At 49.4% G+C, this 12,470-nt stretch carries 11 protein-coding genes; 2 read left to right on the top strand and 9 right to left on the bottom strand.

What is annotated here, in order from left to right; genetic code table 11:
- Positions 1 to 16 precede the first annotated feature (16 nt).
- On the bottom strand, positions 17 to 1,222 hold the full coding sequence (locus RFF05_RS15530) for an AGE family epimerase/isomerase (RefSeq protein ID WP_409967937.1): 1,206 nt from the start codon (positions 1,220 to 1,222) through the stop codon (positions 17 to 19).
- Between the two features lie 227 nt (positions 1,223 to 1,449).
- Here RFF05_RS15530 and RFF05_RS15525 point away from each other — a divergent pair, with 227 nt between their 5' ends.
- Both RFF05_RS15525 and RFF05_RS15520 read left to right on the top strand, forming a co-directional pair.
- The gene (locus RFF05_RS15525; protein ID WP_409967936.1) at positions 1,450 to 2,832 is read left to right on the top strand and encodes an ROK family protein; all 1,383 of its coding nucleotides are present in this window, start codon (positions 1,450 to 1,452) and stop codon (positions 2,830 to 2,832) included.
- Positions 2,833 to 2,834: 2 nt separating this feature from the next.
- Positions 2,835 to 3,491, top strand: a complete 657-nt coding sequence (locus RFF05_RS15520) for a GDSL-type esterase/lipase family protein (protein ID WP_409967935.1) — start codon at positions 2,835 to 2,837, stop codon at positions 3,489 to 3,491.
- Between the two features lie 232 nt (positions 3,492 to 3,723).
- On the opposite strand, the gene RFF05_RS15515 is transcribed toward RFF05_RS15520, so the two are convergent.
- The 8 genes from RFF05_RS15515 to RFF05_RS15480 form a co-directional block, all read right to left on the bottom strand.
- Positions 3,724 to 4,842, bottom strand: a complete 1,119-nt coding sequence (locus RFF05_RS15515; protein ID WP_409967934.1) for an ABC transporter ATP-binding protein — start codon at positions 4,840 to 4,842, stop codon at positions 3,724 to 3,726.
- Positions 4,843 to 5,129: 287 nt separating this feature from the next.
- A complete protein-coding gene (locus tag RFF05_RS15510; RefSeq protein ID WP_409967933.1) occupies positions 5,130 to 5,963 on the bottom strand; it encodes a carbohydrate ABC transporter permease in 834 nt (277 codons plus the stop codon).
- A 14-nt stretch (positions 5,964 to 5,977) separates the two neighbouring features.
- Complete coding sequence (locus tag RFF05_RS15505; protein WP_409967932.1) at positions 5,978 to 6,859, bottom strand: carbohydrate ABC transporter permease; 882 nt, start codon at positions 6,857 to 6,859, stop codon at positions 5,978 to 5,980.
- Between the two features lie 160 nt (positions 6,860 to 7,019).
- Positions 7,020 to 8,357: an extracellular solute-binding protein gene (locus RFF05_RS15500; RefSeq protein ID WP_409967931.1), complete on the bottom strand. Its 1,338-nt coding sequence runs from the start codon at positions 8,355 to 8,357 to the stop codon at positions 7,020 to 7,022.
- A 256-nt stretch (positions 8,358 to 8,613) separates the two neighbouring features.
- The gene (locus RFF05_RS15495; RefSeq protein ID WP_409967930.1) at positions 8,614 to 9,576 is read right to left on the bottom strand and encodes a C-terminal binding protein; all 963 of its coding nucleotides are present in this window, start codon (positions 9,574 to 9,576) and stop codon (positions 8,614 to 8,616) included.
- A 205-nt stretch (positions 9,577 to 9,781) separates the two neighbouring features.
- Positions 9,782 to 10,483, bottom strand: coding sequence for a FadR/GntR family transcriptional regulator (locus RFF05_RS15490; protein ID WP_409967929.1), 702 nt, complete (start codon positions 10,481 to 10,483; stop codon positions 9,782 to 9,784).
- 35 nt (positions 10,484 to 10,518) lie between these two features.
- Positions 10,519 to 11,328: a mechanosensitive ion channel family protein gene (locus tag RFF05_RS15485; protein ID WP_409967928.1), complete on the bottom strand. Its 810-nt coding sequence runs from the start codon at positions 11,326 to 11,328 to the stop codon at positions 10,519 to 10,521.
- A gap of 20 nt (positions 11,329 to 11,348) precedes the next feature.
- A complete protein-coding gene (locus tag RFF05_RS15480) occupies positions 11,349 to 12,197 on the bottom strand; it encodes a pyridoxamine kinase (RefSeq protein ID WP_409967927.1) in 849 nt (282 codons plus the stop codon).
- Positions 12,198 to 12,470: the final 273 nt, after the last annotated feature.

The raw sequence follows: 12,470 nt of genomic DNA, 5'->3' as shown, positions 1-12,470 counted from the left end.
CACGCCCTCCCTTCTTTTATTTTGCCAACAGCTCTTCTAGCATTTGATCTACCATAATCAGCATCCGTGGCAAATGGAAGGGTCCTTTGAAGGTACTGCCCTTGGTGGACGGCATGGTGGGCTTGCCGTCACGGCGGAGATAGCCATACCATTCCCCATGCTCAGGGTCACTAAAGTGTTCTTTGCAGTAAGTCAAGGTTTTTTCAAACCATTGATAGAAGGATTCATCCCCTGTGTCACGGTAGGCCATGAGAGAGGCAATCAAAATCTCATTGTGTGGCCACCACAGCTTCATGTCGTGCTCGTAGGCTTCTGGGGGCTTGCCCATGCAGTCGGTAAAGTACAGCAGTCCGCCGTATTCTTCATCCCAGCCAGCATTGATGGCAAGGTTGAACATATGCTGGGCTTTTGCGTGGAGTTCTTTATCACCAGTGAAATTGGCTTGCTCCATCAAAAACCAAGAACACTCAATGTCGTGACCAGGGTTCACCATGCGACCAGCAGTGTGGTGGAGTTGGGGGGTGCCATCGGGAGACACAGTTTCTAGCGTGCAACCCAGCTCAGGTTTAAAGTGATACTTGAAGATTTCGTTGGCGCATTCCCCTGCGCGGGCATTGTACAAGTCTGCTTGTTCCTTATCCACACGGCGTAGCACCGCGGTGACATTTAAATAAATCATAGGGTCACCCAAGCCACGGCCTGTGCGGGTGTCAGCAATGGTTTTGGGGCCAAAGCCAGTGGGGTCTTTAATGAGGCCATGGTTCAGCTTGTAAATCAACTCATAAGCCTCACGGGCACGGTCAAGGTAGACTTGCTCGCCAGTGATGCCGTAATATTCAGCATTGGCAATGGCGTAAAACCCTTCTGAGAAGCAGTAGCGACGTTGGCGCAAGGGTAAGCCTGACTCGGTGACGGTGAAGTACATCCGATTGCCAGAGTCACGGTTGATGCAGTGGGCTTCCATAAAGTCCAAACAGCTTTTGCTGGCCTTAAGCCATTGCTCTTTCACACCGTACACATGGCACAGGTACGCAAACATCCAACCGCAGCGGCCTTGCATCCAAACACTTTTGTCGGTGGAGTAAATTTCACCTGTACGGTCAAGGCAGGTGTAGACACCACCGTGAACACTGTCCATGCCATTTTCCAACCAAAAGTTCACAACACCGTCTAATTCGGCTCGAATAAAGGCTTGATGTTCCTTCAAGATTGTTTTATCCATGTTTTCCCATCCTTTTTATTGGCTTTCACCAAAGATAATCTGATTTGATACCCCTATCATATACGGTTTTACCACATCAAGTCAAGAGGTTTTTGAAAATTATTTTCAAAAACCTCTTGACAGAATGAAAAAAAATGGTACTCTGTAGGTAAGAATACCCCTACAAAACGGGACGTCGAGGACGCCGCCCCCTACATAGACACACCATGATAAGGAGATTTTCTTTTATGAACCTATACGGCATTGACCTACCCAACACCACGCTCCCTCCTTTAGACCCTGCTTACATCCCTCTCCTGCCCTTCTATCAAGCCTTTGAAGCCAGCGCCACCCTACCCTTTTCTATGGCTGTGGAGCGCTCTGAGGGGCAAGTAGCGGTGTACCACACCAAGATTCATGGCACACCAGAGATGGCAGAAGCTGACCGTTACTATGTCCGCCGCATGATTAAAACCATGCTCTGGCTCTACGGTGGCTACAAAATCTACCTTGCTGGCAGTGAATCCCTGTACCAAGCCATGGTGGAAGATTACAGTGCCACTGGCATCCAAGCCTTCGACTTTGACTATATGGCCAAAGTCTTTGAAAGCCCCTTCACGTTCGTCCTCTGTGACCAAGTGCCAGCAGAACAAGGCAATCCCAAGGCCATTGGTCGCCATTTAGAAGGTTGCCGCATTGGCTTTGACGCTGGCGGTTCTGACCGTAAGGTCTCCGCTGTTATAGACGGCGAAAGCGTATTTTCCGAAGAGGTGGTGTGGCATCCCAAACTAAACAGCGATCCCGATTACCATTACGATGGCATTGTGGCGGCGTTAAAATCTGCCGCCGAGCACCTGCCTCGTGTGGATGCTGTGGGGGTATCCTCCGCTGGGGTGTACATCAACAACCGCACCATGAATGCGTCTTTGTTTTTACAAGTGCCTCAGGATTTATTTGACCAAAAGGTAAAAGATATTTTCAAGCGTGCCATTTTCGACACCTTCGGCCAAGTGCCCTATGCCGTGTGCAACGACGGTGACGTGTCTGCTTTGGCTGGTGCCATGAACCTTGGTGAAAACAACGTGCTGGGCATTGCCATGGGCACCAGTGAAGCCGTGGGTTTTGTAGATGCCAATGGTTGCATCACAGGTTGGCTCAACGAATTGGCCTTTGTGCCAGTGGACGGTACCCCCTCTGCCATGATGGATGAATGGTCGCTAGACATTGGCTGTGGGGTGAAATATTTCTCCCAAGATGCGGTGATTAAGCTGGCACCTGCCGCTGGGATCGCCTTAAACCCTGACCTATCCCCTGCTGAAAAGCTAAAGCTGGTACAAGGGCTGATGGAAACAGAGAGTAGCCCTGCCGCTGATATTTTCCGCTCCATCGGTGTCTACTTAGGCCACACTTTGGCGCTGTACCACCATTTTTACGGCTTTGCCCATGTGCTGCTATTGGGTCGTGTGCTCTCTGGCCGTGGTGGGGATTTGATTTTAGCCACTGCACAAGCTGTCCTAGACACCCATTACCCAGCCGTGGCTTCTGCCATTTCTTTGGCTTTGCCTGATGAAAAGGCACGCCGCGTGGGGCAATCTGTTGCCGCCGCCTCCTTGCCAGACATGGAGGGCTAAGGATGAAAAAACACATCATCTGCCTCGGCGATTCCAACACCCACGGCTACTGCCCTGACCCCGACGACTGTGGCAACCCCCACCTGCGCTTTGATGAGTCTACGCGCTGGCCTATGGGCTTGCAAGCTGGACTGGGCACCGACTATCTGGTGGTGGAAGAAGGTCGTTCTGGGCGCACCACCGTGTTCCCAGACCCACTGACCCAAGGACTTGCCGCCATCGACTATTTGCACCCCTGCCTCAAAAGCCATGAACCTGTGGATTTGCTGATTGTGATGCTGGGCACCAACGACACCAAAGAGCGCTTTGGTGCCAATGCCTTCACCATCGGCAAAGGCATGGAACGGCTATTGCGAGAAGCCCAACACACCGATTGCTGGGGTGGCAAAGCCCCCAACATTTTGCTCATTGCCCCACCTGCCATCCGTGAGGAAATCCTCACCTGCCCCACCATCGGCAGTATGGGACAAAGGTGCGTGGAAAAATCTCTTCAAGTGCCTGCTGTGTTTCAAGAGGTGGCAACCTTGCTGGGTTGTCATTTCTTAGACGCTGGCGCCTTGGGTTGCCAGTTCAACGCTGTAGATTTCATGCACCTCACCGCTGAGGCACATGGAATTTTGGCGGACAAGCTGATTGGGCTTGTGCCAAGTTTGGTGTGATGAGAAAAGCGTATGCCCCCACCACCCACACCGTAGGGCAGGGGCTTGCCCCCGCCGGCAGTAGAGGGCTATTCTGACAAAAAGCAAGGGCGAAATCGTAGAAATTTACGATTTCGCCCTTGCTTTGCATTGTGTTGAGGGGGGTATCGGCGGGGGCAAGCCCCCGCCCTACATTGGCTTCGGCCAATCATATACTGGCGAAGGCTTTTTTACAAAGTTGCTTTTGTGTTGTTTAGCCTTCCAAATTCAGTTCGGTTTTGGGATCGAACAGATGGCACACATTGCCAGGGAAGGAGAACTGGATGGTGGCATTGGCGGCGAAATCTTTCAAGTAATCCCCTTCCAAATCACGGGTTTGGACGATGATAACTGTGTCTTTTTCGCAGGCGGTGACATGGAGGTAGATGGAAGAGCCCATCATTTCGCTAACACCTACGGTGCCGCTGACAGTGCCAGCAGTGGTCTTTTCTAAGGTGATGTGCTCAGGGCGCACACCAAGGGTAATGGCTTGGGACTGGACGTTATTCTTTGCCAAATTGGCTTGCTTTTCATCGCTCAGTACCACGGTGGCATCAGCCAGTTTCACGGCGTACTTGTCCCCTTCTTTCACCAATTGCGCTTGGTAAAAGTTCATTTGGGGCGTGCCAATAAAGCCAGCCACAAATTGGTTGTATGGATGGTCAAACACTTCTTGTGGGGTGCCAATTTGTTGCACCAAACCGTCTTTCATGATGACAATACGGTCACCTAAGGTCATGGCCTCGGTTTGGTCATGGGTCACGTAGACAAAGGTGGTGTCAATGCGTTGGCGCAGCTTAATAATCTCAGCACGCATTTGGTTGCGAAGCTTGGCATCCAAGTTGGACAGAGGTTCGTCCATCAAAAACACCTTGGGATTGCGAACAATGGCGCGACCAATGGCCACACGCTGACGTTGACCGCCAGAGAGAGCCTTGGGCTTGCGGTCTAAATAGGTGGTGATATCCAAAATTTCTGCCGCTTGACGGACAGCCTTGTCAATCTCATCCTTGGGCATTTTCCGCAATTTTAGCGCAAAGGCCATATTTTCATACACGCTCATATGGGGATAGAGGGCATAGTTTTGGAACACCATGGCAATGTCACGGTCTTTGGGCTCCACATCGTTGACACGGGTGTCATCGATGAACATATCGCCGTCGGTGATGTCTTCCAGCCCTGCGATCATACGTAAAGTGGTGGATTTACCACAGCCAGAAGGGCCAACCAGCACGATGAATTCCTTGTCGGCGATTTCCAAATTGAAATCGTGAACAGCGGTCACGTTGCCTTCATACGTTTTTTTGATGTGTTGTAATGATACAGTAGACATAAATCAAATGGTCGTGAGCAAGTTGCAACCGCAACAAGCCCTTATCTGTAAAAAGCAGAATTTTACAAACATTATGGCAGGTCTCCACACTGCCACACCGTCGACCCAGACGGAAAAGCCTCCTTTGATATGGTGCGTATGGTTAAGGAATGGAGTAACCAATACGCCCTAAAATTTGAGGATAGATATACACGGGCGACCACAGGTCGCCCCTACAATGGGGGGTTGCAACTGTAGGGGCGACCTATGGTCGCCCGCAAGGGACAGTAGCATACTTTGTTGAAATCTTAGCCCTTGACAGCACCCATGGTGATGCCTTGGGTAAAGTAGCGTTGGAAGGCGATGAACACGGTGATGATGGGCACAGCGGCCACTACGGCACCGGCCATAATCAAGCCGAAATCGCTGGCCATTTCGCTTTGTAGCTTGGCGATACCCAAAGAAATGGTGAGATTTTCTTGGTCAACCAACATAATCAGCTGTAGGAAATAGTCGTTCCAAGAGCTAACGAAGGTGAAGATGGCCAAAGCACCCACACCGGGCTTGATGATGGGGAACACAATTTGAAAGAAGGTGCGCAGTTCGCCAGCACCGTCCACCCGTGCCGCTTCCAGCATTTCCGTGGGAATGGTTTCTGAGAACTGTTTCATTAAGAAAATACCAAAAGGCCAGCCCACTGTGGGCAAAATCACTGCCCAGAGGGTATTATGCAAGCCCAAAAAGCTCATTTCTTGCAGCAGTGGGATGACCACCACTTGCTTGGGCAGTGCCATGGCACACACCAACAGGCCAAACAGTGCCTTTCGCCCGAAAAAGCGTTTTTTTGCCAAGGCATAGCCTGCCAAAGCGGCGGTGAAGCAGGTTAAAATCATAGAGGCCACTGCCATGACAATGGTGTTGATAATCCATTGGACAGCAGGCTTGTCAAACAGACGGATGAAGTTATCCAAGGTTGGCTCCTCTGGGAACCATTGGGGCACCTTGGCATTGATTGCAGCGGCTTCTTTCAGTGACCCTGTGATAATCCAATATAAGGGGAACACGAAAAACACCACCAGCACAGCCAGCATCAAGATATACAAAGCTGTGACCCAGCGAGGGCGTGCATTTAATTCATTCATATCGCAATCCCTCCTTAATGCTCAGACTTTGCCAGCGCAAATTGCGCCGCAGAAAACAGTGCAATAATCAGTGCCAGCACAATACCCATGGCGTTGGCATAGCCAAAGTCGTTGAGCTTGTAGACGTTGTAATAGATGTAATACATAATGGTTTGGGTGGAGTTGTTAGGCCCACCAGAGGTGAGCAATTGAATCAAGGCGAAGCATTGGAAGGAGTTGATGGTGGTGATGACCAAAATATATAGGGTCGTGGGCATCATTTGAGGCCATTTAATCTTCCAGAAGGCTTGCATCCCATTGGCACCATCCACATGGGCAGCTTCCACCAAAGAGCGATCAACATTGCCCAACGCCGCCACATACAGCACGATGGGCTGACCGATAGAGGTGGTGAACAAAATCAAAATGATACACCAGATGGCGGTTTTCTCTTGCCCCAACCAGCTATAGCCAGTGGTGCCCAAGACGCTGTTCAAAAGCCCAGTATAAGCGTTGAACATCCACTTCCACACCACGGTGACAGCCACAGAACCTGTGACCACAGGGAGATAAAACACGCAACGGTAAAACGACCGTGCCACTGGTTTCATGGGGTTGATGGCGGTGGCCACCCAGAGAGAGAAAGCCGTGACAGTGGGCACAGCCACCACCACAATGAGCACGGTATTTTTCAGTGCCTTCATAAAGACAGCATCTTGGAACATCCGCACATAATTATCAATACCAGAAAAGGTGGAGCCAGACATATTGTATTCGTAGAAGCTAGTCACAAGGCTAATGCCCATAGGAATGACCACAAATGCCACAAAAAACAGCATAGCTGGAGCCAAAAATAAGTAAGCCGAAATGGTTTCACGCCGTGCCAAAACTTGACTGCGGCTAGGGGTACGTGCCATAGAAAGTCCCCTCCTCTTGAGATTTTAGATAGAATTTTTTCCATTTTAAGCGAAAAACACCCGCCCGCATGATTAAAAGGGGCGGATGTTTTTGAGGCTAAGGGTGAAGGGCTAAGGACTAAGGAGTCGTCATTCACCCTTCACCTTTAGTCATTCGTCGTTAGTTCACTTCTGCGCTGTAAGTTGCCACAGCATCTTCCACACTGGTACCAGAGAAGACTTGTTGTAGCATATTCCACCATGCAGTACGAGCGGAAGCCCAATCAGGAGCCACAGCATAGTAGCTACCCATGTAAGGCATCAGTTGCACGTAAGGAGCATTGGATTCTTCTTTTTCGGTGCCGGTGTAGATATCGCCTTGAGAAGCACGCACGGGGAAGAAGCCAGTTGCGGCAACGCTTTCCACGCCTTGGACTTCGTCTTCGGTCATGAACTTGATGAAAGTCTTAGCAGCTTCGATTTTAGCATCATCGCCGTTGTCGAAGATACCGAAGCCCCAAACGCCACCTTCCAGCATAGGCACACCGTCGTCAGAGGGGAAGGCCACAGCATAGGGGGTGAAAGCGACTTGAGATGCGTAGGTAGCTTGGTTTGCAGCGTTCCAGCAGAAGGACATAGCCACGGTTTCGTTGGCGAACATTTGCAGTTCTTCAGCAGCCGCGATACCAGCGTCAGCGCTCAGCAAGCCTTGGTCAACCAAGTCGACCAACAGTTGCAAAGCTTCCATATTTTCAGCGGAATCAGAGGTGTAGGTGGTGACAGCAGCGTCGGTGAATTGACCAGAATACAGGTTGTTCACCAGAGCACGGGTGCCTTGGTCGCCGCCTTGACCGCCACAGTAAACCACTGCGGGGGTGATGATGGCATCAGAAGCTGCCAACAGTTCCAGTGCGGCTACAAAGCCTTCAGTGGTCCAAGTACGGGTTTCCAAATCGATGTAATCCAGAGCGCCAGTGGCTTCAAACAGTTCATAGTTGATGCCCATGGTGTGGACGGTCATAGCCAGAGGATATTCATAGTAGTTGCCGTCAGCGCCCAAGCAGATGCCAGGGATAGAATCGGAGATGGCAGAGATATCAGCGATAACGTCATCAGTCCACAGATCGTTCAAGGCAACCATTTTGCCAGCAGCGCCCCAGTTGGACACCAAACGTTCAGGGCCTTCCATAATCAGGTCGGGAGTGGTGCCGCCTTGGATAGCGGAAGTGACTTGGTCGTCACCAGAGGTGTAGTCTAGGAATTGAACGGTAACAGTGATGCCAGGGTTGGCAGCTTCAAAATTAGCAATCATAGCGTCGGTAGTAGCTTGGTCACCCCAAGAGCCGATGGGGTAGGTCCACAGGGTCAGCTCCACATCATCACCAGCAGTTTCAGTGGTGGTGGTAGTGGTGGTGCTCTCAGTGGTAGTTGTGGTAGTGCTAGAGCTAGAGCCACAAGCTGCCAGAGACAGAATCATGGTGGCGGACAGGAACAATGCGGATAGTTTTTTCAGTGTCATTGTAAGGGCCTCCTTCTTAAAGTTGCGAATTGTGTTGTTAAAATGTTACCATAGTTCGTAGCCCTATGGTACTAAATTATAGGGGTTTTGTCAATCCCTTTTGGAAAATATTTTCACAATTTGTCTAATTGGTGAAAATTTTCATCAAATACTTGTTAAGAACAACAAGGACATACACCGTAATCATACAGTGTATGTCCTTGTTGCTAGGGAGAATTCTTACATGAAGAAGAAATTTATCGACTGTCTTCCACCATTAAGACAGTTGATTGATGGGATAAGCAGGGGCTTGCCCTGTGAGCACTGCCGCAATGTTTTTGGCAGATTTGGTCTTCAATTCTTCCACACCTTCAGCAGTGCTGTAGGCGGTGTGGTCAGTGAGGACAACGTTATCCAGAGCACAGTAGGGAGAGTTTGCACCCAGAGGTTCACAGCAGTGGGTGTCCAGACCTGCTGCCAGAATGCGATTGTTTTGCAATGCGTCCAGCAAATCAGCATCGTTGACCAGAGGGCCACGGCTGACGTTAATCAAAATAGCGGTGGGCTTCATCATATCCAGTTTTTCTTTGTTGATGATGCCACGGGTTTCTTCGTTGACATGGAGATGCAGGGAAATAAAATCAGAAGTGGACAACAATTCTGCCATTTCTACTTTACGCACACCAAATTCTGCCAGCTGTTCAGCGGTCAAATAAGGGTCAAATGCCACGACCTCTTTCAAATCGAAGCCGCTAACCTTTTGAATCAAAGAGCGTGCGATGCGACCAGCGCCGATGACACCCAAGGTTTTGCCCTTGAGGCGGAAAGAGGTACCTTGCAGGTTCCAAGCCCCTTCACGGATTTTGCGGTCGCGCATCCCCACATGGCGTAGGCAAGACATCATCAATGCCAAGGCATGGTCAGATACGTCTTCCATGCAGTAGTCAGGTACATTGGTCACTTGGATGCCAGCGGCTGTACAAGCGGCAATGTCCACGTTTTCAAAACCAACGCCATAACGGTTTACCACTTTACACTTGGGCAGAGCGGCGGCCACCTTGGCGGTGAAAGGTGCCAAATCTAAGAAAATTGCATCAGCATCGGCGCATTGGGCGATGATATCATCGTCGGTGACGCAGTTGCAGTACACAACTTCAGCATCGATGGTGTTCAAAATAGCTTCTTCAATTGCATAAGAAGCGTGACGGGTGTCAGAAACAGCGACTTTAAACTTTGCCATGATAATTGCTCCATTCTTATCAATCTGATTCGTTTCAATTCATCAGATGTATTTATATTCTTACTGTACACCCAACCCGTTATTTCGTCAATGATTTTTTCCAAAATATTGATATTTTGGAGATGTGCCCAATTTACACCTTGCTTTCATATGCAATATGTCAGACAAAAGGAGTTGCCAATCGGCAACTCCTTTCCAGAAAGGTTTATTTACTTTTCTTCCCTTGTTTCAACAGCGGCAAAATGGATTCGCGACTGGTGTTCAAATGGGTAATCATGTGATAGCGAGCGCTTTGGGCATCCCTACGGACGATGGACTCCAAAATGCGAAAATGCTGCAGATTGGATTGTTGACGGTGTTCATCATTGGTAGAAAAAATAGACTGGTGCACAGAGGAGGTGATGATGGGCAACAGATTTTTCAAAACCCGATTGCCGCTGCACTCTGCAAAATATCCGTGCATGTGCGCATCTGCCTGAGAATAATCCTCACCAGCTTGAATCTTGGTGGCCACCTCATTGCAATAATAGCGCATTTGATCCAGCTGGCTGGCTGTGGCATGAATGGCCAAGTCTGCACAAATTTCAGGCTCAATCATCAATCGAATATTCAGCAAATCCACAGCCAATTTGGGGTCGTTTTTCTTGCCCAAGAAGGTCAAACCCAGAGGATCTTCTGGCACACCGTGCTTTTCTGAGACATAGGTTCCTGAGCCTTGGCGCACCTGCAACACATTGCGTGCCACCAAGCGACGGATGGCTTCACGCAAGGTACTGCGACCAATGCCCAAATCCTTGGCCAGTTCATATTCGTTGGGCAACTTATCACCGGGCTGTAGTTTTTGCTCTAAAATCATATGAATCAGCTGGTCTACCGCTGTATCCACTAGGGTTTTGGTTCCCTCCACAAGTCCACGCTCCTCGTTTATTTTCTGCTTTATGCTTATTTTTCCACAATGTGGATATTCAAATGGTCATAGGTCATTTCAACCTTATGGTTTGCAAAGGCAGGACGCAGAGCTTCACCCAGCCCAAAATACACAGGCCAGTAGTTTTCAGCTTTGCACCATGCGAAAATGGTATATTCAATGGAGCTTTCACCGTAGTTAGATACATAGACAGCAGAGCCAGGGTCGTCTAAAATCAAATCGGTGTTGGATAGTGCTTCATAGCAAGCGGCCTTCACATCTTCAGTGGCTGCGCCATAAGAAGCGGTGACCTTTTGGGTAACACGACGGGTGCCCAGCACAGTGTAGTTGGTCATTTGAGAGGTGGAGAGTGCTTTGTTGGGCAGCATCACCATCAAACCATCAGGGGTAATCACCTTAGTATGGTTCAAGGAAATGTGTTCCACGGTACCGCACACGCCAGAGGCTTCGATAAAGTCGCCCAATGCAAATGGATGAGAGGCAATGATCACCAAACCGCCAGCCAAGTTGCCCAAAATGTCTTCTGCGGCCAAGGTCAAGCCCAAAGAACACACAGACAAGATGGCCACCAAAGAGGTGATTTCAATGCCCAATTGTGCCATGATGACCAAAATAGCCAACAGATACAGTGCAAATTTGATGGCGGCCACGGCATAGCGTTGTACCCGTGTATCCAAAGTGGTTTTGGCCAACACACGTGCCACAATTTTCATAAAAACACGGATGGCGATGAGTGCTACGATGGCCACCAACAAGGTGGGTAACAAGGTTGCCAAGGTAAATGCGCCTACGCTCAATGCAGTAATGCTAGAAAATACGTCCATAATTGTTTCTCCTTCAATTTTCAATTTATTTCAGGCAACAAATGCCTTAATAACGGTTCAAAATCCACACCTGCTTGAGGCGACAGGTTCTGGCGATGGGTACGTTGGGCACAAAGGGAAACAAATTCTACCGCCTGCGTCGTGACGTCTAGCAAGGAGTTCCCCTGCACCAAACCACCTGTGAGCACGCTGGCAAACACATCGCCAGTACCATGTAAAATCCGTGCAACCTGTGGCGCTTGACACAGCGACAATGCCCCTGTTTTGGCATCAAAACTCAAAGCGCCCGTTTGTCCCTCTTGGGCTGACACCCCTGTCAGCACCACAGACCGTTTACCATCTAAAGACAATTCCGCCACAATGGTCTCCAGTCCAGCTACATCTTGGGGCATAGAAGTATACTCTCTGCCCAATAACAAAGCCGCCTCCGTGAGATTTGGAGTGATGACATGGGCTTTTTTTGCCAGCGCCACCATACCCTCACACATGGCAGGGGTGTAGGTTTTATACACCTGCCCATGGTCACCCATAACAGGGTCGATGACCACCAAGGGCGATTGAAAGGTATCTATCATCTCAGAAACCAAGACAATTTGTTGTTCACTGCCCAAAAACCCACTGTAAATCGCGTCAAAATACAGCTCTAACGAAGCCCAATGTCGGGTGATTTTCCCCAACTCTGACGTCATATCCAAAAAAGAAAACCCCTCAAAGCCAGCCCCAGTATGGGTGGATAGGGATGCGGTCGCCACTGGGCAACACTGAATGGCCATCACCGATAAAATAGGCATAGCCACCGTCAACGAACATCGACCATAGCCAGATAAATCATGAATAGCCGCCACCTTTGGCGTAGGGGAATCGGTCAACTTTGCACCTTCTTTGCCAGTATAATACAGTTATTATAATATACTATGCCCCAAGTTTCAACCCCAAAGATAAAAAGAAGCTGGAAAAAAGTGATGAATCACTTTTTTCCAGCTTCTGGTCAACAACAAAGGTGTCATGAGTGACACCTTTGTTGTTGACCAGAACATCGCCCCAATGCAAAATTTCAAAATCATGCAAATTCACTACATTTTACGAATTTCAAACAGAAGAACATTTCAGATTAGGGCGATTGATTTTATTCGAGGCGGGCT

Origin of the sequence: Bengtsoniella intestinalis (assembly GCF_039719005.1) — a bacterium.
GTDB classification, from domain to species: Bacteria; Bacillota; Clostridia; order Oscillospirales; family Oscillospiraceae; genus Oscillibacter; species Oscillibacter intestinalis.
Note: the sequence above shows the minus strand (reverse complement) of the source record. Positions and strands in the feature narration are given on the sequence as shown.

Coding starts and splice junctions, on each gene's coding strand:
- RFF05_RS15510 (WP_409967933.1), bottom strand. CDS start 5,963: ATGAATGAATTAAATGCACGCCCTCGCTGGGTCACAGCTTTGTATATC.
- RFF05_RS15500 (WP_409967931.1), bottom strand. CDS start 8,357: ATGACACTGAAAAAACTATCCGCATTGTTCCTGTCCGCCACCATGATT.
- RFF05_RS15525 (WP_409967936.1), top strand. CDS start 1,450: ATGAACCTATACGGCATTGACCTACCCAACACCACGCTCCCTCCTTTA.
- RFF05_RS15520 (WP_409967935.1), top strand. CDS start 2,835: ATGAAAAAACACATCATCTGCCTCGGCGATTCCAACACCCACGGCTAC.
- RFF05_RS15495 (WP_409967930.1), bottom strand. CDS start 9,576: ATGGCAAAGTTTAAAGTCGCTGTTTCTGACACCCGTCACGCTTCTTAT.
- RFF05_RS15530 (WP_409967937.1), bottom strand. CDS start 1,222: ATGGATAAAACAATCTTGAAGGAACATCAAGCCTTTATTCGAGCCGAA.
- RFF05_RS15515 (WP_409967934.1), bottom strand. CDS start 4,842: ATGTCTACTGTATCATTACAACACATCAAAAAAACGTATGAAGGCAAC.
- RFF05_RS15505 (WP_409967932.1), bottom strand. CDS start 6,859: ATGGCACGTACCCCTAGCCGCAGTCAAGTTTTGGCACGGCGTGAAACC.
- RFF05_RS15485 (WP_409967928.1), bottom strand. CDS start 11,328: ATGGACGTATTTTCTAGCATTACTGCATTGAGCGTAGGCGCATTTACC.